Annotated in this window: 25 protein-coding genes; 12 read left to right on the top strand and 13 right to left on the bottom strand. The window is 71.2% G+C overall.

Going from position 1 to position 25860, the window contains the following annotated elements; genetic code table 11:
• Window positions 1-126 precede the first annotated feature (126 nt).
• From sigE to OHS59_RS16530, 5 genes are all read left to right on the top strand, one after another.
• On the top strand, window positions 127-828 hold the full coding sequence (sigE, locus tag OHS59_RS16550) for an RNA polymerase sigma factor SigE (RefSeq protein WP_328494168.1): 702 nt from the start codon (window positions 127-129) through the stop codon (window positions 826-828).
• On the top strand, window positions 825-1781 hold the full coding sequence (locus OHS59_RS16545; protein ID WP_328494167.1) for an anti-sigma factor family protein: 957 nt from the start codon (window positions 825-827) through the stop codon (window positions 1779-1781). The genes sigE and OHS59_RS16545 overlap by 4 nt, the downstream gene beginning before the upstream one ends.
• A 139-nt stretch (window positions 1782-1920) precedes the next feature.
• On the top strand, window positions 1921-3789 hold the full coding sequence (locus OHS59_RS16540) for a trypsin-like peptidase domain-containing protein (protein ID WP_328494166.1): 1869 nt from the start codon (window positions 1921-1923) through the stop codon (window positions 3787-3789).
• Window positions 3790-4049: 260 nt separating this feature from the next.
• Window positions 4050-4496 carry a sec-independent translocase gene (locus OHS59_RS16535; protein ID WP_328499230.1) on the top strand — a complete coding sequence of 149 codons (447 nt, stop codon included), beginning with the start codon at window positions 4050-4052 and terminating at the stop codon, window positions 4494-4496.
• A gap of 305 nt (window positions 4497-4801) precedes the next feature.
• Window positions 4802-5458 (top strand): hypothetical protein, encoded by a 657-nt coding sequence (locus OHS59_RS16530; RefSeq protein WP_328494165.1) that lies wholly within the window; start codon window positions 4802-4804, stop codon window positions 5456-5458.
• Window positions 5459-5969: 511 nt separating this feature from the next.
• On the opposite strand, the gene OHS59_RS16525 is transcribed toward OHS59_RS16530, so the two are convergent.
• From OHS59_RS16525 to OHS59_RS16515, 3 genes are read right to left on the bottom strand one after another with little or no spacing between them, the layout of a single operon-like run.
• Complete coding sequence (locus OHS59_RS16525; protein ID WP_328494164.1) at window positions 5970-7103, bottom strand: Mrp/NBP35 family ATP-binding protein; 1134 nt, start codon at window positions 7101-7103, stop codon at window positions 5970-5972.
• Window positions 7104-7147: 44 nt separating this feature from the next.
• Window positions 7148-7756, bottom strand: coding sequence for a DUF1003 domain-containing protein (locus tag OHS59_RS16520; RefSeq protein ID WP_328494163.1), 609 nt, complete (start codon window positions 7754-7756; stop codon window positions 7148-7150).
• The gene (locus OHS59_RS16515; protein ID WP_328494162.1) at window positions 7746-9059 is read right to left on the bottom strand and encodes a magnesium transporter MgtE N-terminal domain-containing protein; all 1314 of its coding nucleotides are present in this window, start codon (window positions 9057-9059) and stop codon (window positions 7746-7748) included. Before OHS59_RS16515 ends, OHS59_RS16520 begins: the two co-directional genes overlap by 11 nt.
• Window positions 9060-9259: 200 nt before the next feature.
• Here OHS59_RS16515 and OHS59_RS16510 point away from each other — a divergent pair, with 200 nt between their 5' ends.
• Entirely contained in the window at window positions 9260-10018 is a 759-nt protein-coding gene (locus OHS59_RS16510) for a hypothetical protein (protein ID WP_328494161.1), read from the top strand.
• A 408-nt stretch (window positions 10019-10426) separates the two neighbouring features.
• Here OHS59_RS16510 and OHS59_RS16505 read toward each other — a convergent pair whose 3' ends face one another.
• A complete protein-coding gene (locus tag OHS59_RS16505; protein ID WP_328494160.1) occupies window positions 10427-10969 on the bottom strand; it encodes a hypothetical protein in 543 nt (180 codons plus the stop codon).
• Window positions 10970-11003: 34 nt separating this feature from the next.
• Window positions 11004-12113, bottom strand: a complete 1110-nt coding sequence (locus OHS59_RS16500) for a magnesium and cobalt transport protein CorA (RefSeq protein WP_328494159.1) — start codon at window positions 12111-12113, stop codon at window positions 11004-11006.
• A 524-nt stretch (window positions 12114-12637) separates the two neighbouring features.
• Between OHS59_RS16500 and OHS59_RS16495 the strand changes: the two genes are divergently transcribed.
• Window positions 12638-13246, top strand: coding sequence for a suppressor of fused domain protein (locus OHS59_RS16495; RefSeq protein ID WP_328494158.1), 609 nt, complete (start codon window positions 12638-12640; stop codon window positions 13244-13246).
• A 69-nt stretch (window positions 13247-13315) separates the two neighbouring features.
• Here the strand turns inward: OHS59_RS16495 and OHS59_RS16490 are convergent, their stop codons facing one another.
• Window positions 13316-14569 (bottom strand): MFS transporter, encoded by a 1254-nt coding sequence (locus tag OHS59_RS16490; protein ID WP_328494157.1) that lies wholly within the window; start codon window positions 14567-14569, stop codon window positions 13316-13318.
• Between the two features lie 186 nt (window positions 14570-14755).
• Between OHS59_RS16490 and OHS59_RS16485 the strand changes: the two genes are divergently transcribed.
• From OHS59_RS16485 to OHS59_RS16475, 3 genes are all read left to right on the top strand, one after another.
• Window positions 14756-15397, top strand: coding sequence for a DUF6758 family protein (locus OHS59_RS16485; RefSeq protein WP_328494156.1), 642 nt, complete (start codon window positions 14756-14758; stop codon window positions 15395-15397).
• Window positions 15398-15544: 147 nt separating this feature from the next.
• Entirely contained in the window at window positions 15545-16411 is an 867-nt protein-coding gene (locus tag OHS59_RS16480) for a PHP domain-containing protein (RefSeq protein ID WP_328494155.1), read from the top strand.
• A gap of 167 nt (window positions 16412-16578) precedes the next feature.
• Complete coding sequence (locus tag OHS59_RS16475; RefSeq protein ID WP_328494154.1) at window positions 16579-17184, top strand: MarC family protein; 606 nt, start codon at window positions 16579-16581, stop codon at window positions 17182-17184.
• A 131-nt stretch (window positions 17185-17315) separates the two neighbouring features.
• On the opposite strand, the gene OHS59_RS16470 is transcribed toward OHS59_RS16475, so the two are convergent.
• Window positions 17316-17468 carry a hypothetical protein gene (locus OHS59_RS16470; protein ID WP_007384531.1) on the bottom strand — a complete coding sequence of 51 codons (153 nt, stop codon included), beginning with the start codon at window positions 17466-17468 and terminating at the stop codon, window positions 17316-17318.
• A gap of 213 nt (window positions 17469-17681) precedes the next feature.
• Between OHS59_RS16470 and OHS59_RS16465 the strand changes: the two genes are divergently transcribed.
• Window positions 17682-18596 (top strand): NYN domain-containing protein, encoded by a 915-nt coding sequence (locus OHS59_RS16465; protein WP_328494153.1) that lies wholly within the window; start codon window positions 17682-17684, stop codon window positions 18594-18596.
• Window positions 18597-18712: 116 nt separating this feature from the next.
• Here OHS59_RS16465 and OHS59_RS16460 read toward each other — a convergent pair whose 3' ends face one another.
• Window positions 18713-19600 carry an alpha/beta fold hydrolase gene (locus OHS59_RS16460; protein WP_328494152.1) on the bottom strand — a complete coding sequence of 296 codons (888 nt, stop codon included), beginning with the start codon at window positions 19598-19600 and terminating at the stop codon, window positions 18713-18715.
• Between the two features lie 156 nt (window positions 19601-19756).
• Window positions 19757-22264, bottom strand: coding sequence for a DEAD/DEAH box helicase (locus OHS59_RS16455; protein ID WP_328494151.1), 2508 nt, complete (start codon window positions 22262-22264; stop codon window positions 19757-19759).
• Window positions 22265-22743: 479 nt separating this feature from the next.
• On the opposite strand from OHS59_RS16455, the gene OHS59_RS16450 reads away from it, so the two are divergent.
• Window positions 22744-23481, top strand: coding sequence for a ferritin-like fold-containing protein (locus OHS59_RS16450; protein WP_328494150.1), 738 nt, complete (start codon window positions 22744-22746; stop codon window positions 23479-23481).
• A gap of 272 nt (window positions 23482-23753) precedes the next feature.
• On the opposite strand, the gene OHS59_RS16445 is transcribed toward OHS59_RS16450, so the two are convergent.
• The 4 genes from OHS59_RS16445 to OHS59_RS16430 all read right to left on the bottom strand — a co-directional run bounded on the left by OHS59_RS16445 (window position 23754) and on the right by OHS59_RS16430 (window position 25690).
• The gene (locus OHS59_RS16445; RefSeq protein ID WP_328494149.1) at window positions 23754-24026 is read right to left on the bottom strand and encodes a hypothetical protein; all 273 of its coding nucleotides are present in this window, start codon (window positions 24024-24026) and stop codon (window positions 23754-23756) included.
• 201 nt (window positions 24027-24227) lie between these two features.
• On the bottom strand, window positions 24228-24455 hold the full coding sequence (locus OHS59_RS16440; RefSeq protein WP_055519750.1) for a DUF3107 domain-containing protein: 228 nt from the start codon (window positions 24453-24455) through the stop codon (window positions 24228-24230).
• A gap of 165 nt (window positions 24456-24620) precedes the next feature.
• Entirely contained in the window at window positions 24621-25262 is a 642-nt protein-coding gene (locus OHS59_RS16435) for a TetR/AcrR family transcriptional regulator (RefSeq protein ID WP_328494148.1), read from the bottom strand.
• A gap of 203 nt (window positions 25263-25465) precedes the next feature.
• Entirely contained in the window at window positions 25466-25690 is a 225-nt protein-coding gene (locus OHS59_RS16430; protein ID WP_328494147.1) for a hypothetical protein, read from the bottom strand.
• Between the last annotated feature and the right edge of the window lie 170 nt (window positions 25691-25860).

Below are 25860 nucleotides of genomic sequence, written 5' to 3'. Positions count from 1 at the left end.
CGCGTATCAATTTCTCGTAAAACCGCTTATCCGGAGCTAACGGGCGAGGTGGCTATGGTAGGGGCTCCACTGGACACCACCAGAGCCGACAGGGGAGGTGCGGCTGAACCTGTGGATCGAGGAGGGGTGCTCCGGCGCCTGCTCAGATCGTCGGGGGAGCCGAAATCCGTGAACAACACTGCTGACCGATCCCGCATCGCTGACTCCGCTCAGACCGCGACCTTCACGTCCGACGCGGACTCGCAGGCGTGGACTCCCCCCACGTGGGAGGAGATCGTCAGCACGCACAGCGGCCGGGTGTACCGGCTCGCGTACCGCCTGACGGGCAACCAGCACGACGCCGAGGACCTGACGCAGGAAGTCTTCGTCCGGGTCTTCCGCTCCTTGTCGACCTACACCCCCGGCACGTTCGAGGGCTGGCTCCACCGCATCACCACGAACCTCTTCCTGGACATGGTCCGCCGCAAGCAGCGCATCCGTTTCGACGCGCTCGGCGACGACGCGGCCGAGCGCCTGCCCAGCCGTGAGCCCTCCCCGCAGCAGGTCTTCAACGACACGCACTTCGACGCGGACGTCCAGCAGGCCCTCGACACCCTCGCGCCGGAGTTCCGCGCGGCGGTCGTCCTCTGTGACATCGAGGGACTCTCGTACGAGGAGATCGCCGCGACCCTGGGCGTCAAGCTCGGTACGGTCCGCAGCCGCATCCACCGCGGCCGCTCCCAGCTCCGCAAGGCGCTCGCCCACCGTTCTCCCGAGGCCCGTGCCGAGCGCCGCGGTTTCGCGGTGACCGGAGTGCCCGCTCTGGGAGGAGGGGGCGCGAGCGCGTGACTGGATCACGGCTGAATCCTGCCGACGGACCCCTTGCCGAGCAGCATCTCGGCGACCGACTCTCCGCCCTGGTGGACGGTGAGCTGGGGCATGAGGCGCGCGAGCGCGTCCTGTCCCACCTCGCCACCTGTGCGAAGTGCAAGTCGGAGGCCGACGAGCAGCGACGACTGAAGAACGTGTTCGCGGAGGTCGCCCCGCCGCCCCCTTCCGAGAGTTTCCTGGCCAGACTGCAGGGGCTCCCCGGAGGAGGTGACCCGGACGGCGACGGCCCGCGACTGGGCCGGGGAGCGTTCGGAGCGTCCGGAGTCTTCGACATGACACCGGACTCCTTCGGTTACATGCCCTCCGGCCCCCATGCGACCGTGCTGCCCTCGGAGCAGCGCGGATTCCGCATCCATGACATCAGCCGGCGCGAGGCCGAGCGCTCCGCCTCCCGGGGACTGCGCTTCGCGGCCGCCGCGGCCGGTGCCGTCTCGCTGGCCGCGATCGCGCTCGGCGGGGTGTCGACCGGCGTCCCGGCCGACACCGCGGACGCGCGCGGCGGATCGGGCACGGGAAGCAACGTGACCCCGATGCGCACGTCGAGCACGACCGGTGCCACCGGTTCGGACTCGCAGCGCCGCCGGTCCCTCGCACCGCTGCTCGCCCAGGGACAGCGTTCCTTCGGCGCCGAGGGAGGCGCGCAGACCGAGATGTCCGCGCCGCTGCTGCCCGGTGTGCCGGCTCCCGGACTGCCCCCGGCCGGCGAGCGGGACAAGGGCTCGGTGCACGCGCTGACCACCCCCGTGGTGGCGGGCGCCGCCGCGATGTCCCCACTCATACGTCCGTTCGCGCCGGCCCCGAAGGTCACGCTGACCACATGGTCGTCGGGACCGGAGTTCGAGGCGTCCGTGCTGTCGGCCGTGCCGTCGTTCGACCCGTCCGCCTCACCCGCTCCTTCCTCCTCGGGCTGAACCGGCCCTCTGCGCGGCGGCCCGCGAACCTGGTTGAATCCAGGGATGGGCCGCGCCCGCCGCTGGGATCCGGGCGCGGAGGTCGAGACGACGCGGCGACCGCCGACATGCCGTGCCGCGGGTCAGGTGTGGGGAGAGCATGGACGAGGGGAAGCCCACGAAGCCGAAGTGGTGGAGCCGGCCACGCACCCCCGTGCCGGATTCCGTTTCGGCGGACCCGGTTTCCACGGGGGACGGTGCGAGCGGGTCGCACGGGGGAGACATGGACGGCGACTTCGAGCTGGAGAAGCCCGCTGGTACGGGCGCGGGCGCGACCGCTGTCGCGGGTGCGGGACATCCGGCCGACGGGCCGTTCCCGGGTGACGTGAGCGGTGGCACGGTCGGTGGTGCGAGCGCGCCCGCCCCCGGTGAGCGGCCCAGGCCCCTGCACGATCCGGACCCCTACAGCACACCGCCGTACGGCGGGCCCGGCCCCTGGGCGCCCGCCCCGCCGGTGCAGCACCCCGGAACACCCGCGCACGGCACGACGGTGAAGGCCGTGGCGCCACCCCAGGACGCTCCCCTGGAGGCCGCACCCGGAGCCGCCGCCCCTGCGCCTGCAGCGGCTCTGCACGAGCCCGCCCCGCACGCGCCTGTCACTCACGCGCCCGCCGGTCATACGTCCGCCGGCCATACACCTGCTCCTCACACGCCTGCTCCTCATGTGCCCGCTCCTCATGTGCCGGCGCCGCAGACGCCCATCCCGCACCATGGCTCCGCCCCGCACCAGGCCTCCACCCCACAGGACCCGGCCCCGCAGGACCCCGCTCCCCACGCCCCCTGGCAGAACTACGACCCCTGGGCCGCCGCGCCCCTCCAGCACCACGGAGCCGCCGCCGAGGCGCCGAGCGGGCGCCGCAGGCGGACCAGGCGCGCCCTGGTCCTCGGCGCCGCACTGCTCGCCCTCGTCTCAGGAGGCGTAGGAGGGGCCGTGGGCGCCTATCTGGAGCGCACCGGGGGGATCGACGACGTAGAGCTGCCACAGGCCGGAGCCGAGGCCAGGGGACGGGCACCGGACAGCGTGGCGGGTATCGCGGCCAGCGCGCTGCCCAGCGTGGTGACGCTGCACGTGAGCGGCTCGGAGGCGCAGGGCACCGGCACCGGGTTCGTCCTCGACCGGCGCGGCCACATCCTCACCAACAACCACGTCGTCGAACCGGCGGACGGCAGCGGCGAGATATCGGTGACCTTCAGCGGCGGCGAGACCGCCAAGGCCGAGGTCGTGGGCCACGACAGCGGCTACGACCTCGCCGTGGTCAAGGTCAGCGGCGTCAGCGGCCTCAAGCCCCTCTCGCTCGGCAACTCCGACAGCGTCCAGGTCGGCGACCCCGTCGTCGCCATAGGCGCGCCCTTCGACCTGGAGAACACCGTCACCGCGGGCATCATCAGCGCCAAGGAGCGCCCCATCACGGCGGGCGGCGAGGAGGGCGACGGCAGCGACATCTCGTACGTGGACGCGCTGCAGACGGACGCCCCGATAAACCCCGGCAACTCCGGCGGCCCTCTGGTCGACTCCAAGGCCCGGGTCATCGGCATCAACAGCGCCATCCGCTCCGCCGACAGCGGCTCCGACCTGGAGGGCGGTCAGTCCGGTTCGATCGGGCTGGGCTTCGCCATCCCCATCAACCAGGGCAAGCGCGTCGCCGAGGAGCTCATCAACACGGGCCGGGCGACCCACCCGGTGATCGGCGTGACGCTCGACATGGAGTACTCAGGCGACGGCGCCCGCGTCGGCACCAAGGGCAACGACGGCGGCTCGGCGGTCACGCGAGGCGGCCCGGGCGCCCGGGCCGGCATCAGGGCCGGCGACGTCATCACCCAGGTCGACGGCCGGCGGGTGCACTCCGGCGAGGAGCTCATCGTCAAGACGCGTTCCCACCGGCCCGGCGACCGGCTTGAGCTGACGCTGGAGCGCGACGGGAGGGAGCGGAAGGTCACCCTCGTCCTCGGCTCGGCCGACGGGAACTGACCCGGTGGGCGGCCGATGCGTACAGCGGGTGAACCGGGCCGGAAGCGGGCGCGGACGGCGGATCACGAATCCGACAGGAACTTCACAGGAAACCGCCCGGCCCCCTGCCCCACAAGGCAAACAACCGGGAAAACCCGCCGCGCACAGGCGGTCCGGAGGCCCAGGACAGTACCGGACGGACAGGAACCCCGGGTACCGTGGACCCGGCCCGGACCACGTACGACCTGCCGAGCGCCGAGGACATCACAAGGAGCTGCAAGGTGTTCAATGACATAGGAGCGCTTGAGCTGGTCACGCTCGTTGTCCTTGCCGTGCTCGTCTTCGGTCCGGAGAAGCTCCCGAAGATGATCCAGGACGTCACGCGGACCATTCGCAAGATCCGTGAGTTCTCGGAGAGCGCCAAGGCGGACATCCGCGAGGAGCTGGGACCGGAGTTCAAGGACTTCGAGTTCGAGGACCTCAACCCCAAGACGTTCATCCGCAAGCAGCTGGACAACGACGAGCTGGGGCTCAAGGAGATCCGTAACGGCTTCGACCTGAAGAAGGAGATGGCCGAGGTCACGGACGCCGTGCACGGCCGCGAGTCCGAGACACCGTCCTCCTCCACTCCTTCGTCGGGCTCCACCGGCGGGACCGTCGACATGACGAAGAAGCGCGAGAAGCTCGCGCCGGAGGAGCACCCGCCGTTCGACGCCGACGCGACCTGACGCTTCCCGGGTCCCGTCCGGGGCGTACGCCCGCGGTCCGTTCCCGGGCGGCGCGCCCGCCGTCCGGAAAGCGCTTCACTTTCAGTCGAACGCCGTCCGTCTCCCCGTACTTCGCCTGGGTTCCGACCTGTTCATGACCCGTTCGGGATGGGCCGGATCAGGTGCGTATGTGAGCCATGTGCCGACCGGTTTCCCGGTCCGCCGCGGACCTGTGGCTATCCTGCCTAGTTGTTGTGCGGACCGGAAGGACGCCCGAAGGGGGGCGGGCCGCCCGGTCCGACCAGAGCGAGGAGGCGTACGGGCAGATGGAGACGACAAGTCGGGTAGGCGCGCAGGCGCCGGCTGCGGAGGGTGGACAACAGCTCCCCTCCGCCCGGCGTACGGTCGACGGCTACCTGCTGGCGCCCTTCCCGTGGTACGGCCTCGACGAGGCGTTCACGGGTCCGCGCTGGCTGATGCAGGTCGGCGCCGCGGCCGACGGAGCCATCGAACACGGCTCGATCGGGCACGGTGACGAACCGTCGGTACGCAGTGAGTCCACCGAGGACAAGGAGCGGTTCGCGGTCGTGGTGACCGTCGCGGCCAACCCCGTGCGGCGCAGCGCCGACGGTACGGGGCTGCTGGAGGCCACCTCGGTGTCCTCCGCGGCCTGGCTCGCCGGGGTGGGGCTGCTGTCCTTCACCTGGCCGGGGCAGATGGACCACACCCTGCGCGACGACTGGCTGGACCAGCAGACCGAGACGGCGTGGGTCCTCGCGGACGACCTGTCGGGGTCCGACTGGTCGACGCTGTCCCTTCCCGTGGACGGGGTGCCGACGCCCTTCCACTACAGAGAATCCGAGTTCGGCTGGGTCCTCGCGGGGTCCACGCAGGAAGGGGTTCATGTGGGGGCGTACGGGCGGGGGATGAGCGCGTACGGGGTGGCTTTCGCCATGATCAAGGACATCGGCACGTACGCCTAGGCGGCGGGCTGCGTGGGAGGGGGCGCCGTTTGCTTACGGTGGCCCCTCCCACGCGTGTTACGGCGGGTGCGGGCGGGGGGCCGGGGCCGGTCGTGCGGTTCCCTGCGGGGCTTGCGGCGGATGGGTTGTGCGGGTCTGTGGGGGCTGAGCTGCGCGGTTCCTCGCGCCCCTTGAGGGATTCCGGCCGATGCACCGGGGTCTGTGGGGGCTGGGCTGCGGGCGGTTCCTCGCGGCCCTGAGGCGAAAGGCTGGTGGGTTGCGCGGGTCCTCGCGCCCTCCGCCGACGACGGGAGGCTGGGGCGCGGCTTCGGTTTTTTGGGGCGCGGGGAACTGCGCGGTCGGCGGTGGTCGGCCCGCACGGTTGCACTTGGCGCAGACATCGCCCGGGCCCCCGCAAGGGGCCCCTCTCAGGGGCGCGGGGAACTGCGCGGCCACCCCGCGGTCGGCCCGCGCAGTTCCACTCGGCCCGGACAGACATCGCCGGGCCCCCGCCAGGGGCCCGGCCCAAGGTCTAGAACTTGTTCCGGGGGGTGATGCCCAGGGACATGCCCGACAGACCCCGCTGCCGCCCCCCGAGCTTGCCGGCGATGGCCCGCAGGGCCGACCCGGCCGGAGAGTCGGGGTCGGTGAGGACGACGGGCCTGCCGTCGTCGCCGCCCTCGCGCAGCCGCACGTCGATGGGAATGGAACCGAGCACAGGCACGGTCGCCCCCGTGGTGCGGGTCAGCCCGTCGGCGACCGACTGCCCTCCGCCCGTGCCGAAGATGTCGACCATCTCGTCGCAGTGGGGGCACGGCATGCCCGCCATGTTCTCGACCACGCCGACGATCTTCTGGTGGGTCTGTACGGCGATCGAGCCGGCCCGCTCGGCGACCTCGGCCGCGGCCTGCTGAGGCGTCGTCACGACGAGGATCTCCGCGTTCGGGACGAGCTGCGCGACCGAGATCGCGATGTCGCCCGTACCCGGCGGCAGGTCCAGGAGCAGGACGTCCAGGTCGCCCCAGTACACGTCCGCGAGGAACTGCTGCAGGGCGCGGTGGAGCATCGGGCCGCGCCACACGACCGGCGCGTTGCCGGGGGTGAACATGCCGATCGAGATGACCTTCACGCCGTGCGCCGACGGCGGCATGATCATGTTCTCGACCTGGGTCGGGTGGCCGTCGGCGCCGAGCATGCGCGGCACGGAGTGGCCGTAGATGTCGGCGTCCACGACACCGACCTTGAGGCCGTCCGCGGCCATCGCCGCCGCGAGGTTGACCGTCACGGACGACTTGCCGACGCCGCCCTTGCCGGAGGCGACCGCGTACACGCGTGTGAGCGAGCCGGGTTTGGCGAAGGGGACCTCCCGCTCGGCCTGGCCGCCGCGCAGCGCGGACGCCAGATCCTTGCGCTGCTCGTCGCTCATCACGTCCAGCGTGACGTCGACGCGCGTGACGCCCTCAAGGCGTGCGACGGCCTCGGTCACGTTGTTCGTGATGGTCTCGCGCATGGGGCACCCGGAGACAGTCAGGTACACCGCGACCGCAACCGAACCGTCCGCACCGATCTCAACCGATTTGACCATCCCCAGCTCGGTGATGGGTCGCTGGATCTCGGGGTCGTTCACCGTCGACAGTGCTTCACGCACCGCGTCTTCCGTAGCCATGGTGTCGATGGTACGGCGCCCGGCCCGGGGGCCGGAAAGCCCCGTCACCGGTCGTCTACGTCACGTCTCCGCGGGTGTTCTGCCGGGAATACGCCCCGGCCCTCGCCGGGCCCGCCGCCGTACCCGTCGGAACGCCGGTCGTCCAGCTCCTTGACCAGGTCCTCCAGCTCGGAGCGGATCCAGTCCCGGGTGGCGACCTCGCCGAGTCCCACGCGCAGCGCGGCGATCTCCCGGGTCAGGTACTCGGTGTCCGCGATCGACCGCTCGTTCTGCTTGCGGTCCTGTTCGAGATTGACCTTGTCGCGGTCGTCCTGCCGGTTCTGCGCGAGGAGGATCAGCGGGGCGGCGTACGAGGCCTGGAGCGAGAGCATCAGGGTCAGGAAGATGAAGGGGTAGTTGTCGAAGCGCAGATCGCGGGGCGCGGACACGTTCCACACCACCCACAGGATGATGACGAACGTCATCCAGACGATGAACCGGCCCGTGCCCAGGAACCGCGCGATCCGCTCGGAGAGCCGTCCGAAGGCCTCCGGGTCGTACTCGGGCAGGAACCTGCGCCGCGGCGGCTGCGGCTGGTCGAGCCGCAGGCGCGGCCGGGCGGCGGCACCGGTCCCGGTGGCGGCCCGTTCGCGGGCCTCGCGCTCAGGAGCCATCGGGGACCTCCTCGGCGCCGGATCCGACCGGCTCCTCGTCCAAGTGGAACTCCCGCTCCCGCCAGTCCTCGGGCAGCATGTGGTCGAGGACGTCGTCCACGGTGACCGCGCCGAGCAGTGAGCCGCTCTCGTCGACGACGGGCGCCGCGACCATGTCGTACGTGGCGAAGAAGCCGGCCACGACGGGCAGTACGGCCTCCGGGTCCAGCGGCTGCAGATCGTCGTCGATGATCGAGCCCACGAGCGTGTACGGCGGATCGCGGAGCAGGCGCTGGAAATGGACCGTCCCCAGGTACTTGCCGGTCGGGGTCTCGTCCGGCGGGCGGCACACGTACACCTGGGCGGCCAGCGCGGGGGAGAGGTCGGGGTTGCGCACCCGGGCGAGCGCGTCCGCGACGGTCGCGTCGGGCCGCAGCACGATCGGCTCGGTCGTCATCAGACCGCCCGCCGTGCGCTCCTCGTACGCCATCAGCCGCCGGACGTCCGCCGCGTCGTCCGGGCGCATCAGAGCCAGCAGACGCTCCTTGTCCTCCTCCGGCAGCTCGCCGAGCAGGTCGGCCGCGTCGTCGGGGTCCATGGCCTCCAGGACGTCCGCGGCACGCTCCTCCTTGAGCTTGCCGAGGATCTCGATCTGGTCGTCCTCCGGGAGCTCCTCCAGGACGTCGGCGAGCCGGTCGTCGTCCAGGGCCGCGGCGACCTCGGCGCGCCGCTTCGCGGACAGATGGTGCAGGACGTTCGCGAGGTCGGCGGGGCGCAGCTGCTCGAAGGTGGCGAGCAGGTTCTCGGCGCCCTGCCCGTGCTCCTCCAGCGAGAACCCGGTGACGGCCGACCACTCGACGGTCAGCGTCTCGCCCTTGGCCCGCCGGAACGTGCTGCCCGCCCGCCCCTTCCGTACGAAGACCCGGTCGATCTCCCAGTCGCGGCGGGCGGGCAACTGCTGGATGGAGACGTCCAGGACGGTGACCGTTTCGGGCGGTTCCCCGGTCTCCCCGAGCGTGACGCGCCGGTCGAGGAGCTCGCCGAGCACGAGCCGTTCGGTGGGGCGCTGCTCGAAACGGCGGACGTTCAGTACGCCGGTGGTGATGACCTGGCCCGACTCGATGCCGGTCACCCGGGTCATGGGCAGGAAGATGCGGCGCCGGGTGGACAGCTCGACGACGAGGCCGAGCAGCCGTGGGGGCCGCCGTCCGACGCGCAGCATGGCGACGAGGTCGCGCACGCGTCCCACCTGGTCGCCGTTGGGGTCGAAGACGGCGATACCGGCGAGGTGCGAGACGAAGATCCTGGGGGCGCCTGCCGCCATCCGGGCGCCTCCTTCTTCGTACGGGCTTCGGTTCGGGCGTTATGGAGTGTCATGTCCGCTCGGGTGGGCTTCAGGCTAGCCCGTCCCGGTCGGATACGCCCTGGTGAGCGGTGCGGACGGACTGACTCCGAGTGGCGTAGTGGGCCCCGGTACGCTGCGGTACGCCGTTGAGGACAACCGCACGAGAGGCAGCGCCACCTGTGACTGCGATTCCCCGGGGACGAACCCGTAAGGCCGCGTTGGCGAGGGCAGTGTGCGCGCTCTTCGTGGCGGGGGCAGGGGTGACGGGGTGCGGCGGTGAGGATCCGGACGCGGGGACGAACGGGGTCGGGAAACTTCCCCCCGCCAAGATCCAGAGCCGGACCCAGTCGGCCGCGAAGGCCGCCGAGACGGTACGGCTGTCCGGAGCCGTGGTCAGCAACAAGCGGACCTACAAGCTGGACATGCAGCTCAAGAAGGACGGCGGTACGGGATCGGTCACCTCGAAGGGCGTGACGTTCCGCCTGCTGCGGGTGGACGAGCACCTCTTCATCAACGCCGACGCGGACTTCTGGACCCACCAGGACGGCAAGAGCGACGACAGTACGTCCGACACGGCCGCGGCGGGGAAGCTGGAGGGCATGTACGTGAAGGTCCCCAAGGGTGACCCCGCGTACCGGCAGCTCAGTGTCTTCACCGACAAGGACGTGCTGCTCGACGGGCTGCTCTCCCTGCAGGGGGAGCTCGCCACCGACGGTCACCACGAGCTGAACGGCACCCGCACGATTCGCCTCACCAGCGACAAGGGCTCCGGCGGTCAGATCGACATCTCCCTGGAGGGCAAGCCGTATCCCCTGCTGCTGGTGCGGGCCGGTGACGCGGGCACGATCCGTCTGACCGACTGGGGCAAGGACTTCGCGCTGAAGGCGCCGGACAAGGCCGACACGGTGGACTACGGCCAACAGCTCCCACCGTCCTGACCCTCCGCCTGCCGCCGCGGCGGCGAGGGCCGTGGGCGGGTATCCGGCTGCGGGCCGGTGGGGGTGCCCGCGCAGTTCCCCGCGCCCCTGAAAGGCCGTGGGCGGGTGCGGGCCCGCTGTGGCTGGCCGCGCAGTTCCCCGCGCCCCTCAAGGCAAAGACTGCGCCGTTCCCCGCGCCCCTGAAAAGCGGGGCTGCGCCCCTGCCTTTCGCCCTTTGGGGGCGCGGGGAACGGCGCGGCCAGCCCTCACGCGCCCGCAGGCGAAAGCGTCTTTGGGGGCGCGGGGAACTGCGCGGGCAACCCTCATGCGCCCGCAGGCGAAAGCGTTTTTGGGGGCGCGGGGAACTGCGCGAGCAACCCCCACCGGCCTCGCAGCCGAACACCCACCCCCACCCGCGAAGCGCAGCGCTCAGCGCCCCCGCTTCTTGAAGAGCAACCGCTGCAACCCCGCCGGCGCAGCCTGCCGCGTGGTCGCCGACGTGGGCACAGGCGCCGCCGCCAAGGACCCCTCGGGCAACGCCGCGGTCGAACCCGTCGGCGTCAGCCGAAGAACCCGGCACTCGCGAGCCCACCGCTCCGTCATGGCCTCACCGTCGGGCGCGTTCAACCGCTTCCCCTTCAGCTCGCCGACGGCAACGGCCCACTCCTCGGACCCGGGAGCCAGCTCCACGACCGCCGCGGTCCAGGAGACCAGCCGCCCGCCCTTGTCCTTGCTGCGGACCGTGACGACTGCTTCCCGGCCGTCCACGAGCCCGGGCAGCGGCTGCTCACCGGGACCGTCCCCGACGAGGCACACCGCCCCGTCGTGCCATACGTGCCACAGCGCACGCGTCGGCGCTCCCTGGTCCTGGGGATCCAGCGACGGGACACCGCTTCCCCGCACCCAGATGAGCCCGGACTTCTTGGTGGCCTCCTCGACAAGGGCCTGTTCGGCAAGAGCCTGATCCGTCATGAGGGCCACCCTAGCGGTGGCCCCGTACGGCCCCTCAGAGCCAGCCGTTGCGCTTCAGCGTCCGGTGGATCCCCAGGCAGAGCACCACCGTGATGCCCATGATCGCGGGGTATCCGTACCGCCAGTGCAGCTCGGGCATGTGCTCGAAGTTCATGCCGTAGACCCCGCACACCATCGTCGGCACGGCGACGATCGCCGCCCAGGACGTGATCTTGCGCATGTCCTCGTTCTGCGCGACGGACGCCTGCGCGAGGTTGGCCTGCAGGATCGAGTTGAGCAGCTCGTCGAAGGCGACGACCTGCTCGTGCACCCGCGCCAGGTGGTCGGCGACATCCCGGAAGTACTTCTGGATGTCGGGGTCGACCAGCCGCATCGGCCGCTCGCTCAGCAGCTGCATGGGCCGCATCAGCGGCGACACGGCGCGCTTGAACTCCAGGACCTCACGCTTGAGTTGGTAGATCCGGGCGGAGTCGACACCGCGCGACACCCCGCCCCGGCGGCCGGGCGAGAACACCTCGGTCTCGACGTCGTCGATGTCGTCCTGCATGGCGTCCGCGACCGCGATGTAGCCGTCCACGACATGGTCGGCGATGGAGTGCAGTACGGCGGAGGGGCCTTTGGCGAGCAGCTCGGGGTCGTCCTGCAGCCGGTGCCGCAGCGCCCGCAGCGAGCCCTGCCCGCCGTGCCGCACGGTGATGAAGAAGTCCCGCCCGGTGAAGCACATCACCTCGCCGGTCTCCACGACCTCGCTGGTGGCGGTGAGTTCGTCGTGCTCGACGTAGTGGATGGTCTTGAAGACGGCGAACAGGGTGTCGTCGTACCGCTCCAGCTTGGGCCGCTGGTGGGCGTGGACGGCGTCCTCGACGGCGAGCGGGTGCAGCCCGAACTCGGCTGCCACGCCCGAGAATTCGTCCTCGGTGGGCTCGTGCAGGCCGATCCACGCGAACCCTCCGTCGCGCCGCACCTGACGGATCGCCATACGTGGCGTGAGGCTGTCGTCGGACGGCAGGCGGACGCCGTCGCGGTAGACCGCGCAGTCCACGACGGCCGAACTCTCCGCGGCGGACCGGGTGGTGTCGTACGCGCCGCCGTCCTTGCGGAGCGAGGGGCGGACCGCGGCACGCAGGTTGTGGATCATCGACATGGGTGGCTCCTTCGCGAACGAAGGCCGCCGACGACGGTTGGAACTGCCCGGAATGGGGACGTCCTGACTGCGGATGTTTGGCACGTCCACAAAGCGGGGAGCACCGCACCGTCACGGTGGCGGCTTCGCTACTGATACAGATCAGAAAAATTCAGACAGATCAGGGAAAACGAAGTGCTCTTCCGTGGTGTACCGGACCGGCCATGACGCGAGTGCGGGAAACGACACGAGCGCGAGAGGTGGCAGCCGGCAGAGCGTGAGCTCGGGAAGCTGAGAGGAACTCAGCAGCCGGAAGAGCGGGTGGTACTACCTGGTCGACTTCGATCCATGGAGCCCCACCTCCTCCGGCCGGTCCCCCGTAGGGGAGGTCCATCCCCCGCAGGGGAGTCTCATGCGTCGAGACGTGGGCCGGGACTTGAGAGCGACGCTTCTGCGTGCTGCCCCGGCCAGCGGCCAAGAGTATCAGCCGACTGAAGTGTCAAGTCGTCGCTTTGCCCGCTGCTGACGAGTTCTATGCTCGGCGCATGGTTGATGTTCTTGCTCTGGTGGAAGCCCGTTTGCGCAGCGCGCTGGGCGAACCGGACGCGCGCGCAGCGGTGACCTTCCTCGGCACCGACCGCATCGAGGTGCTCCGTTTCACGGACCTGGACACCTCCGGTACGGCCCCCACCGGGATCGTCCGGTACGCGACGCTCGGCATGTCCGCCCAGCCGATGGCGGACCCCACGGCGGTCGTCGTGGACCCGGTCGCGGGACCGCGCGCCGAGCTGGTCCTGTCGGTGCGGGCAGGTGCCGTCGACACCGACAAGGTGCTCCGCCCCCTCGCCGTACTGGCCGCGTCCCCGCAGGTCGAGGGCCTGGTCGTGGCCCCGGGAGCCTCGCTCGACGTGGGCGATCCGCTGTGGCCGGGCGCCCCCTTCACCTCCGTCCTGGTCGCCGAGCCGGGCGGCCTGGTCGAGGATCTGGAACTCGACGCACCCCTGGACCCCGTACGGTTCCTGCCGCTGCTGCCCATGACGCCGAACGAGGCCGCGTGGAAGCGGGTGCACGGCGCGGGGGCGCTCCAGGAGCGCTGGCTGGCAAGCGGAACGGACCTGCGCGATCCCGCACGCAAGTCCGTTTCCCTGGACTGACCCCCCAACGGCCGACCAGAACCGGTCAGTTGGGTATCTCACACTCGGTGAAGGCTGTGGGTGCGGGGCTCAGTTCGCGAAGACGGTGACACCGTCCTCCACCGCGTGCCGCTCCTCCAGCTCCTCCGCCTCGTGCGTGAGCGCGTCCCGGCGTACGAGGACCACGAGCGCGCCCAGTGCCGCCGTGACCGCCGCGACCACGAACGGGATGTGGATGTCGGTCCACCCCTCGATCCTCGGCGCGAAGAAGGGCGCCGCGGCGGCCGCGAACCAGCGCACGAAGTTGTAGCCGGCGCTCGCCACCGGTCGGGGCGCGTCCGACACCCCGAGGGCGAGTTCCGTGTAGACGGTGTTGTTCACGCCGATGAAGGCGCCGGAGACGATCGTGCAGACGACCGCCGTGGTGTGGCTGCCGTAGCCGAGGACGAGCACGTCGGCCGCGAGCAGCACCAGCGAGCCGCCCAGCACCTTCAGCGAGCCGAACCGGGCCTGCACGCGCGGCGCCACGAGCACCGAGAACACCGCGAGCAGCACACCCCAGGCGAAGAAGACCGCGCCGGACTTGTACGGGGTCATGTTCAGCACGAACGGGGTGAAGGCCAGCACCGTGAAGAACGTGTAGTTGTAGAAGAAGGCGGAGGCGGCGACCGAGGCGAGGCCGCCGTGGCCGAGCGCCTTGAGCGGGTCGAGCAGGCCTGTCTTCCGCGCGGGCCTCGGCTGGTCCTTGAGGAACACCGTGATGCACAGGAACCCGATCGCCATCAGGAACGCGGTGCCGAAGAACGGGTAGCGCCAGCTCGCGTCACCGAGCAGCGCGCCCAGCAGGGGTCCGCAGGCCATGCCGAGGCCCAGGGCGGACTCGTACAGCAGGATCGCCGCGGCGCTGCCGCCGGCCGCCGCGCCGACGATGACGGCGAGGGCGGTGGAGACGAAGAGGGCGTTGCCGAGGCCCCAGCCCGCCCGGAAGCCGACGAGTTCGCCGACCGAGCCCGATGTGCCGGACAGTCCGGCGAAGACCACGACCAGCGCGAGGCCGAGAAGCAGGGTCCGGCGGCCGCCGATCCGGCTGGAGACGAAGCCTGTGACCAGCATCGCGAGGGCTGTGATCAGGAAGTACGAGGTGAAGAGCAGGGAGACCTGGCCGGCGGTGGCGTCCAGGCCCTTGGCGATGGACGGCAGGATCGGGTCGACGAGGCCGATGCCCATGAAGGCGACGACGGATGCCCCGGCGGTCGCCCAGACCGCCTTCGGCTGACGCAGGAGGCTCGTGGCCCCCGCGTCGAAGGTGTCCCCTTCGGTGGGGCCTCCCGTGCTGCTGTTCATGCCCGCTCCTTCGTACTGCTCGCGGAGAGATGGTTGGCGTATACACATAATAAGTTAGATCGGCTAATGAATGCAAGCTACATCTACTTCTGTGCGGCGGAAGGGCGCGGCGGGCAGGTGACAGGCGCGCGCCGGACGGGTGATCGTCCTTGACGCGGCGAAAGACGGGGAGGACCGTTGTGCCCTATGAGGGGCGAACCCAGTTGCCCGAAGTGTGGTGGCCGGGTCAGGGCTCCCGGCCTCTTTGCCGACTCCTGGCAGTGCGACGTGCACGGCATCGTGCATCCGCTGCAGCCCGTGATCCCGCCCAGCGTCGAGGCGCTCGAAGTGGTCGTGCGCCGTGCGCGCGTGCCGGTGTGGATGCCGTGGCCGCTGCCCGTCGGCTGGCTCTTCACGGGTGCCGCGTTCGCCGGTGACGACCGCAGCGGCGGCCGTGCGACCGCGGTGGCCTGCTCGGGCCCCGGGCCGCTCGGCGGATTCGGGGAGCTGATGCTCGTCGCGGAGGAACTGGGCGTGGGGCTCGGCGCGCGGTACGCGGGCATCGACGGGCTCGACCCGGGCCCGTACATGAACGTCGAGAAGCCCGCCCAGGCGAAGGTGCTGGCCGCGGGGCGGCCGACGCCTCTCTGGCACGTCCCCGGGGTGCCCGGCGACCGGGCGGTCTTCGCCGGTGAGGCGCTCGGGCTGTGGCTGTGGGCGGTCGTGTGGCCCGAGCAGTCGGGAATGATGATGTACGACGAACTGGTGCTGACGGATCTGCGGGACGCCGGCGCGGAAGTGGATCTGCTGCCCATAGGGGCGCTGTCCCCGCGGATCCTGGAACCGTAGGCTCCGCCGGTCGGGCGGCTTCGGGGCCTCGTGCCCCTGAGGGCAGGTGTAGGGGGCGACCCCCTGCCGCGGGTGTGACAGGAGCTGTTCCTGATCCAGTTATCCTTGGACGGTTCCCCTCGTCCTGGCCGTGTCTGGAGTCCGCTCGTGCGCATCGATCTGCACTGCCACTCCAAGGCCTCCGACGGTACGGACACCCCGGCCGAGCTGGTGCGCAACGCGTCGGCGGCCGGTCTGGACGTCGTCGCGCTGACCGACCACGACACCACCCGCGGATACGCCGAGGCCATCGCGGCCCTGCCCGCCGGACTGACGCTCGTGACCGGCGCCGAACTCTCCTGCCGCCTCGACGGCGTCGGCCTGCACATGCTGGCGTACCTCTTCGACCCCGACGAGCCGGACCTGCTCCGCGAGCGCGAACTCGTACGCGACGACCGGGTGCCCCGCGCCCAGGCGATGATCGGCAGCCTGCGGGAACTGGGCGTGCCCATCACCTGGGAGCAGGTGGCGCGGATCGCGGCCGGCGGGTCCGTGGGCCGGCCGCACATCGCCACCGCGATGGTCGAACTGGGTGTGGTGCCCACCGTCTCGGACGCGTTCACCGGCGAGTGGCTCGCCGACGGCGGCCGGGCGCACATCAAGAAGCACGAGTCCGACCCCTTCGAGCTGATCCGGCTGGTCAAGGCCGCGGGCGGGGTGACCGTCTTCGCGCATCCCGCCGCCGCCAAGCGGGGGCGGACCGTGCCGGAGTCCGCGATCGCCGAGCTGGCCGCGGCCGGGCTCGACGGGATCGAGGTCGACCACATGGACCACGACGCGGCCACCCGGGCCCGACTGCGCGGGCTCGCGGGCGAACTGGGGCTGCTGACGACCGGTTCCAGCGACTACCACGGCAGCCGCAAGGCGTGCGAGCTCGGCGAGTACACGACGGACCCCGAGATCTACGCCGAGATCACCCGCCGGGCGACGGGCGCGTTCCCCGTCCCGGGCGCGGGCGGACCCGCGAGCGCGTAACACTCCGCCCGGTGGGGCCCCGCAGGGGCGCGGGGCTGTGCCGATATGCGGCTCCGCCGCGGGGCGAGACCAGCCACGACGCACCCGCGGCGGCCCCGGACGCGTTCACCCCACCCACGTCCGCCCCCCCCACTCACCTTCGACACCTCAGCAAGGCGCAACTCCTCATGTTCGACCTCGCCGTCTTCGGCTCCCTCTTCCTCACCCTCTTCGTGATCATGGATCCCCCCGGGATCACCCCGATCTTCCTCGCGCTGACATCCGGCCGCCCGGCCAAGGTGCAGAAGCGGATGGCCTTCCAGGCCGTCTGCGTGGCCGGCGGGGTCATCGCCGTCTTCGGGCTGCTCGGCCACCAGATCCTGAACTACCTGCACGTGTCGGTCCCCGCGCTGATGATCGCCGGCGGCCTGCTGCTCCTGCTCATCGCGCTCGACCTGCTCACGGGCAAGACGGACGAGCCCAAGCAGACGAAGGACGTCAACGTCGCCCTCGTACCGCTGGGGATGCCGCTGCTCGCCGGCCCCGGCGCGATCGTGTCCGTCATCCTCGCCGTGCAGAAGGCCGACAGCGTGGCGACCCAGGTGTCGGTGTGGGCGGCGATCCTCGCCATCCATGTCGTGCTGTGGATCGTGATGCGGTACTCGCTGCTGATCATCCGGGTCATCAAGGACGGCGGTGTCGTGCTGGTCACACGGCTCGCGGGCATGATGCTCTCCGCGATCGCCGTGCAGCAGATCATCAACGGCGTCACCCAGGTCGTCCAGAACAGCTGAGGTGCGCCCGAAGGGCGGTTGGAGCGCGGTCGGCGGGCGGTTCGCGTGCGGCCGAACGCGAAACCCCCGCCCGGCATCGTGCCGGACGGGGGTTTCGAAGACTGTCGGTGAAGACTGCCGTACAACCGCTGTTATGAGGCCGAGGTGTCGGCCGGGCGGATCCAGAGGCGCTGCCCGATGGCGGCGGCCTGCTGAACGATCCGGTTGACGGAGGCGGCGTCCACGACGGTGCTGTCCACGGGCGTGCCGTCGACGTCGTCGAGTCGCATGATTTCGAAGCGCAAGGGCTTCTCCCTTCGTCTGGTCATCCTCCTGAAGGAGAACTACTGGGTGGGGTGGGTGAGCGAGTCATCTGTGTCCCGCGTTCCCATAGGAGTCAACGGGATGTTTGTCACGAACATTCCCTACGCTAAAGAAAACTTTCGAACGTCTAATTACTTGCGAGTATGGGAACCGCCTGTGTACGCACAGTGACGGCCTGCGACAATGAGGCGCATATGAATGACGACTTCGCGGCAACCGACGACTTCGCCGACCTCGGCGCGCGCATCGACCGCTCGAACGAGCTGCTCCAGCGCATGCTCGCCGAGGTGGCGAAGACGCCGTCGACCCACGCGATCTTCGTCGACGCCGGGTATCTCTACGCCGCCGCGGGCCGGCTCGTGGCGGGGACGGAGGACCGCCGGGCCTTCGAGCTGGACGCCGAGGGGCTCATCGACGCGCTCATCGACCGGGCCCGCACGATCTTCGCGGACAGCAGGCTGCTGCGCGTCTACTGGTACGACGGGGCGCGGCGCCGCATCCACACGGCGGAGCAGCAGTCCATCGCCGAACTGCCCGACGTCAAGGTCCGGCTCGGCAACCTCAACGCCAACAACCAGCAGAAGGGCGTCGACTCCCTGATCCGTTCCGACCTGGAGTCACTGGCCCGGCACCGCGCCATCAGCGACGCGGCGCTCATCGGCGGTGACGAGGACCTGGTCTCGGCCGTCGAGGCGGCACAGGGGTACGGGGCCCGGGTCCATCTCTGGGGCATCGAGGCCCCCGAGGGCCGCAATCAGGCGGAGCCGCTGCTGTGGGAGGTCGACAGCCAGCGCACCTTCGACCTGGACTTCTTCAAGCCGTACGTCGCCCGGCGCACCGGCACCTCGTACGAGACGTCGGCGGTGGCCAGACCCGCCCGGGAGGACGTGCGGTTCGTGGGGGCGCAGATCGCCGCGAAGTGGCTGTCCGAGCGGGGGCGGGAGTCGCTGGCCGAGCTGCTGCCCGGGCATCCGTATCTGCCCGGGCCGGTCGATCAGGAGCTGCTCGTGGAGTCGGAGGGGCTGCTGCAGTACTCGCTGCGCGGGCAGGCCGATCTGCGGCGGGCGCTGCGGGACGGGTTCTGGGAGCACCTTCAAGGGCAGTACTGAACGGCTGCGATGCGCTGCGCTTTGCTTCGCTGGAGCGGGGTGAGGGCTCGGCGGTGATGGATCTGCGGGCTGGTGGGGGTTGAGCGCGCAGTTCCCCGCGCCCCTTGCGGGGTCGTCTAGGTCAGCTGGTTCCAGAATGTGGCCAGGGCCTTGGCCGTTTCCAGGGGGCGGTCGGCGTTGGGGGAGTGTTCGGCGCCGTGGACGATCGTGCGGTGTGCCTTCAGGCGTGCGGCCATGTCGTCGAGGAGCGGGACCGACCAGGTGTCGTCGCTCTCGCCCGACAGGACGTGCACGGGCAGGCGCAGGGCCGCCAGGTCGGCCACGCGGTCGGACTCCTCGCACAGCTGCCGTCCCGCGGCGGCGAGCTGGGCCGGGCTGTTGCCGAGCCAGCGCCGCCTGAGGTCCTCCTGGTCGTCGAGGCCGGCGTCCAGCTCGCCCTCGGCGTCCTCCGGCGGCTCCAGCGCCCGGATGGCCTCCCACACCTGCGCCATGTCCATCACGGTCAGCGCGTCCCGCAGCAGCTTCACACGCTGCTGCTGGCTGGGGGAGATCTCCGCAGGCCCGGAGGACACCAGGGTGAGGGACCGGAAGCGGGCCGGCGCCAGCAGGACGGCCGCGCGGGCCACCTGCCCGCCGAACGAATGGCCCAGGAGGTGGAAACGTTCCTCCGGACCGCCGGGACTCCCGGGTCCACCGGCGAGCGCGTCGAGCTGTGCGAGCACGTCGAGCGCCAACTCGCCCTGAGCGTAAGGCTTTTCGTCATCGCGCGGGCCGGGTGTCTCGTACTGGCCGCGACCGTCCACCGCGACGGTCCGGTACCCGGCCGCCGCCAGTGGCTCGTGCAGCGAGATGAAGTCCTCCTTGCTGCCGGTGAACCCCGGCAGCAGCAGCACGGTTCCCTTCGCGGGGCTGCCCGCGTCGATCACGGCGAACTCCCCGCGCGCGGTGCCGAGGCGATACGCGCGGGCCCCGGAGGGCGGGACGAAGGTGAAGGGCCGGCTCATGGGAACGAGGCTATCCGGGCAACCTGACGAGCGGCATGCCGGGCGGTCGCACCGGGCGTCCGAGGCCGCACCGGGCCCGGCGGCCACACGGTGGAACGCCGACGGCCCGGCCCCCACCAGGCGAATGCCAGGGGGACCGGGCCGTCGGACACGAACCTAGCCCTCCGCGGGCTCGACGGTCGCGGCCGTCTTGCGCGCGCGGCGACGCGGCTTGGCCTCCGGCTCGGCCGTGACCGACTCGGTGACCGCGTCCGTGGCGGTCGCCTTGGCGGCCGTCTTGCGGGTGCGGCGCGGCTTGACCGGAGCCTCGGCGACGTCCGCCGCGGCCTCGGTGGCCTGGGCCGGGATGTCGGCCTCGGCGACCGCGGCCTTGCGGGCACGGCGGCGGGGCTTCGCCTCGGCGGTCTCGGCCGTGTCCACGGCGACCTCGGCGGCCTCCGCGGGTGCGGCGGCCTTGCGCGTACGACGCGGCTTGGTCGCGGTGGCGGCCGGCGCCTCGACCGTCGTGCCTTCGGCGGTGTCCACCGCGGTCTCGGCGGCCTTGCGCGTACGCCGACGCGGCTTGGTCTCCGCGACGGGTGCCTCTTCCACCGGAGCGGCCACGGCGGCCGGGGCGGCGGGAACCGTCTCGGCGGCCTTGCGCGTACGCCTGCGCGGCTTGGCCTCGGGCTCCTCGGTCGCCTGCGCCGGGATACCGGCCTCGGCGACCGCGGTGACCTCGGCGCTCTCGGCGGCGACGGCGGCCTTACGGGTCCGACGGCGCGGCTTGGCCTCAGCGGTCTCGGCCGTGTCCAGGGCCGCCTCGGCGGCGACCGCGGCCGTGGCCTTGCGGGTGCGGCGCGGCTTGGCCTCGACGGCCTCGACCGGGTCGACGACGGCGTCCACCGCGGCAACGGCGGTCTCGGCGACCGCGGCCTTGCGGGTGCGGCGGCGCGGCTTGGTCACCACGGCTTCGGCGGCCTCGGTCACGACGGCCGGCTCGGCCGCGGGGGCCTCCTCGACGACGGCGACCTCGGGCTGTGCGGCCTCCGCCGTACGACGGGTGCGACGGCGGCGCGGCTTGGCCTCGCCGTCCGCCACCGGCTCGACGGCCGGTACGGCAGCCGGCGCCACAGCGGGTACGACAGCGGGCTCGGGGATCTCGACGGCCGTGCCCTCGGCGGTGGCGACCGCGTTCGCGGCAGCCTCGGACCCGCCTCCGGTACGCGTACGACGACGCCGGCGCGCGCTGCGCGACTCCGTCGCCGGGCCCGAGTCGGTGCTCTCCGCCACGGACCCCGGCGCGGTCTGCGCCGCCGTCTGCGGCGTGTTCTGGGGCTCCGCGGCGTCGAGCGCCGTGCCGTTGCGCGTACGACGGCGGCGGCGCGGGGTGCGCGCCGGACGGTCGCGGTCACGCTCGCGCTCGGCGACCGGGGCCGAGGCCGGAGCGGCGGCGGCCGGACGGCCACCGCGACCGCGTGCGCCACGTCCACCGGTCTCACCGAGGTCCTCGACGACCTCGGCCGACAGACCGGCACGGGTGCGCTCGGCACGCGGCAGGACACCCTTGGTGCCCGCCGGGATCTTCAGCTCCTCGAAGAGGTGCGGGGAGGTGGAGTACGTCTCCGGCGGGTCCGGGAAGCCGAGGTCCAGCGCCTTGTTGATGAGCTGCCAGCGCGGGATGTCGTCCCAGTCGACGAGGGTGACGGCGATGCCCTTGGCACCCGCGCGGCCCGTACGGCCGATGCGGTGCAGGTACGTCTTCTCGTCCTCGGGGGACTGGTAGTTGATGACGTGCGTGACGCCCTCGACGTCGATGCCGCGCGCGGCCACGTCGGTGCAGACGAGCACGTCCACCTTGCCGTTGCGGAACGCGCGCAGCGCCTGCTCGCGGGCGCCCTGGCCGAGGTCGCCGTGGACCGCGCCGGAGGCGAACCCGCGCTGCTGCAGCTGGTCGGCGAGGTCCGCCGCCGTGCGCTTCGTACGGCAGAACACCATCGCGAGACCGCGGCCGTCGGCCTGCAGTATCCGCGAGACGAGCTCGGGCTTGTCCATGTTGTGCGCGCGGTAGACGAACTGCGCGGTGTTCCGGACGGTCGCGCCCGCGTCGTCCGGCTCCGAGGCGCGGATGTGCGTGGGCTGCGACATGTAGCGGCGCGCGAGGCCGATGACCGCACCCGGCATGGTCGCCGAGAACAGCATCGTCTGGCGGCGGACCGGAAGCATGTTCATGATCTTCTCGACGTCGGGCAGGAAGCCCAGGTCGAGCATCTCGTCGGCCTCGTCGAGGACGAGGGCGCGCACGTGCTTCAGGTTGAGCTTCTTCTGGCCCGCGAGGTCCAGCAGACGGCCCGGGGTGCCGACGACGACGTCGATGCCCTTCTTGAGGGCCTCGACCTGCGGCTCGTACGCCCGGCCGCCGTAGATGGCGAGAACGCGTACGTTGCGGACCTTGCCGGCCGTCAGCAGGTCGTTGGTGACCTGGGTGCACAGCTCGCGCGTCGGGACGACGACGAGGGCCTGCGGGGCGTCGGTCAGCTGCTCGGGCTGTGCCCGGCCGGCCTCGACGTCCGCGGGGACGGTCACGCGCTCAAGGAGCGGGAGGCCGAAGCCCAGCGTCTTGCCGGTGCCGGTCTTCGCCTGGCCGATGACGTCGTTGCCCGCGAGGGCGACGGGGAGCGTCATCTCCTGGATGGGAAAGGGACTCGTGATGCCGACGGCCTCAAGGGCCTCGGCAGTCTCGGGAAGGATCCCGAGGTCTCGGAAAGTAGTCAGGGTGCTGCCTCTTCTGTGTACGCGGTGCGAGGCGAGCGCGGGGGTCGTGTCGGGGACCGTGCCGGGGACGTCGGCCGCTATTGACCAGCAGCCGGGTGGCATGGGACCACTGCCGACGCTCAAGCGTTCGTACCGCTGAGGGTCCCTCCGCATGCCGTACGCACTGTGCCGTACGGGCTGGGAGGGCTGTCGGGTCGGAGCCGATCGGGCCACCGACCGGGCATCCTCATTCGTGCGGACCCGTCGAGTTACGTAGATCAACTCAGCGAGCGCATTACCACCATACCCTGGATCCGCGCATATGCGATGGCCGATTTGGTCACGTAGTCGTCGTCACACTGATTGACCAGGGCCTTACGCCGTGCGGCGAGCGGGCTATTGTGCGCTTCATGACGACGCCTGCCAAATCTTCCGACGCACCCGCCGAACCCACCGGAGTCGCCGCCCAGGACTGGGCCACGGCCTCCGTGGACCCCCAGTACCGTGCCGCGGTCGTGGATCTGATCGGCGCGCTCGCGTACGGGGAGCTGGCGGCGTTCGAGCGGCTCGCGGAGGACGCCAAACTGGCGCCGACGCTCGGGGACAAGGCGGAGCTGGCGAAGATGGCCTCGGCCGAGTTCCACCACTTCGAGCAGCTCAGGGCCCGGCTCACGGAGATCGGCGCGGAGCCGACCCAGGCGATGGAGCCCTTTGTCGCCGCGCTCGACGGGTTCCACAAGCAGACGGCGCCGTCCGACTGGCTGGAAGGGCTCGTGAAGGCGTACGTCGGTGACTCGATCGCCAGTGACTTCTACCGGGAGGTCGCGGCCCGGCTCGACGCCGACACCCGCAAGCTCGTGCTCGCCGTCCTCGACGACACGGGACACGCCTCGTTCGCCATCGAGAAGGTACGGGCCGCCATCGACGCGGATCCGCGCGTGGGCGGTCGACTCGCCCTGTGGGCGCGGCGGTTGATGGGTGAGGCGCTGTCGCAGTCGCAGCGGGTGGTCGCCGACCGGGACGCTCTTTCGACGATGCTCGTCGGTGGGGTCGCGGACGGGTTCGATCTCGCCGAGGTGGGACGGATGTTCTCGCGGATCACCGAGGCGCACACGAAGAGGATGGCTGCGCTGGGGCTGGCCGCCTGAGCCTTTGCCCCCCCCCGGGGCCGGCGATTGGTCGTCTGCGGGAGGGCGGGGCTGGTTGCGCCGTTCCCCGCGCCCCTTGAGGGGGTGTCTGGGGTCGTGGGTTTTCGGGTGTGGGTCGGCGGGTGCTGAGTGCGCCGTTCCCCGCGCCCCTTGGGGGGTGCCTGGGACCGTGGGTTCCTGTCCGCGGGTCCGTCGGGGTCGGCCGCGCCGCTCCCCGGGCCCCTGAACGGGGCGGGGCGATCTTCTGGGGGCCGCCCCTCAGTCGTCGTCCTTCAGACGGTGGCCGAGTGGTGGCGGTGGAGTCTTCCCGCTGGGCGTAGGAGCAGGGAGAGCGAGGCCGCCGCGACCGCGACCGCGCCGAGCATCACCGGCAGGAAACCGACGGATCCCAGCGCGGTGTGGGTCAGGAAGGCGCCGAAGAGGCCGCCGGCGACGCCCGTCGAGAGGACGAGGCTGCGAGCCGGCAGGCGGTGCGGCAGGCGGTATGCCGCCGCCCAGGCGAGGGCCAGACCGAGGATGGCCGAGCCGAGCGCTTCCAAGAACATGAGGGGGGTCCCTTCCGCACGGCTGTGTGCACTTCGGTCGTAGCCCGTCATACCCGTGACCTGCGGAATGCAATCCTCCCGTGTGGAAGAGTTGTGTTCCATCTGTGAAGCGCGCGGGCGTGGGGGCGGACATGAAAAGGGGCCCGGCGGCCGAAGCCGCCGAACCCCTCTCCTGTCCTGCTCCTACGTCTGTCCCGCGACCTACAGCGCGCTGAAGCCCACCTTGCGGGCCGTCGGCTCGCCGAGCTCCACGTAGGCGAGGCGGTCCGCCGGTACCAGGACCTTGCGGCCGTGGTCGTCCACGAGGCTGAGCAGCTGCGACTTGCCTGCCAGCGCCTCGGACACCGCGCGCTCGACCTCTTCCGGGGTCTGACCGCTCTCCAGAACGATCTCGCGGGGCGCGTGCTGCACGCCGATCTTGACCTCCACGGCTATGTCCCTCCGACGGTCACTGATGTGCGCGTGTCTCCGCGCCGTACGCAGCACACATTAGCCCGGTGAGGGGACGTACATGCTCCGCCCGAGAACGCCAGGAGCGAACACCCCGTGGGAACAAAACGGCGGCCGGCGGTGATCCGCCGGGGTCGGCCGCGGTCAGTGGTGCTCGCTGCCGTGCAGGGGGAAACCCGCGATGCCCCGCCACGCCAGCGAGGTCAGCAGCTGCACCGCCTGGTCGCGCGGCACGCTGCGGTCGCTGTGCAGCCAGGAACGGGCCACCACCTGGGCGAGTCCGCCCAGGCCCGAGGCGAGCAGCATCGACTCGGCCTTGGACAGACCGGTGTCCTCCGCGATGACCTCGCAGATCGCCTCGGCGCACTCGAACGTGACCTTGTCGACCCGCTCGCGCACCGCGGGCTCGTTCGTCAGGTCCGACTCGAAGACCAGCCGGAAGGCGCCGCCCTCGTCCTCCACGTACGCGAAATAGGCGTCCATGGTGGCCCGTACGCGCAGGCTGTTGTCCGTGGTGGACGCCAGCGCGGTCCGTACGGCGTGCAGCAGCGACTCGCAGTGCTGGTCAAGCAGGGCCAGGTAGAGGTCCAGCTTGCCGGGGAAGTGCTGGTAGAGCACCGGCTTGCTGACGCCCGCGCGTTCGGCGATGTCGTCCATCGCGGCCGAGTGATATCCCTGCGCAACGAAAACTGCCTGGGCGGCGCCGAGGAGCTGGTTGCGTCGGGCACGGCGCGGCAGGCGTGTGCCCCGCGGGCGTGCCGCCTCTGTCTGCTCGATGGCTGTCACGCCGCCTCCCAAGATCGTCCACATGCGGTGAGCGCCGCGCGGCCATCGTACTTTTCGGTAACCGTGGTGTGCGCGGTGCGAGCGGAGAATTTCACGGACCGGACGCCGGTGAAACAGTGCAGATCACGCCATACGGGGGCATGGCGACCTCACCAGTTCCCGGCGGGTGCCCGGGAACGGCGGTCGGGCGCCCCGGAGCGGGGTCACCGATAGTCGTCCTCGTCGAGTTCCACGACCCTCGCCTGCTCGACGAGGTCCGCCTCGCTGGCGTTGTCGGTGTCCGTGTCGGTCAGTGGGTCGTCCCGGCGGGGCGCGAGGTCCGTCTGCTGCTCGGCGGCGTCGGCCTCGGGGGCCTCCACGCCGATCTCGGTCGCGTCGGTGCCGTCCGTGTCCTCAAGTGCCTCGGGGTCGGTGGGGTCGACAGTCATGAGTCCTCTTCCCGAGCTGTGCGAGTGCGCTCTTGCATGGGTACGAGTGCCCTCATTCACGAAGCCTATGAGACCTGCGGTGGAGGCGCTACGCGATCCGCCCCGCGACGGGACCGGTGGCCGTCCGGGGCATGACTTCCTTCTGTGACGGCGAACACACGATCCAGTGC

This window comes from Streptomyces sp. NBC_00414, assembly GCF_036038375.1.
Classification (GTDB): Bacteria; Actinomycetota; Actinomycetes; order Streptomycetales; family Streptomycetaceae; genus Streptomyces.
The sequence above is the reverse complement of the archived record's forward strand: the minus strand, read 5'-3'. Positions and strand labels throughout refer to the sequence as shown.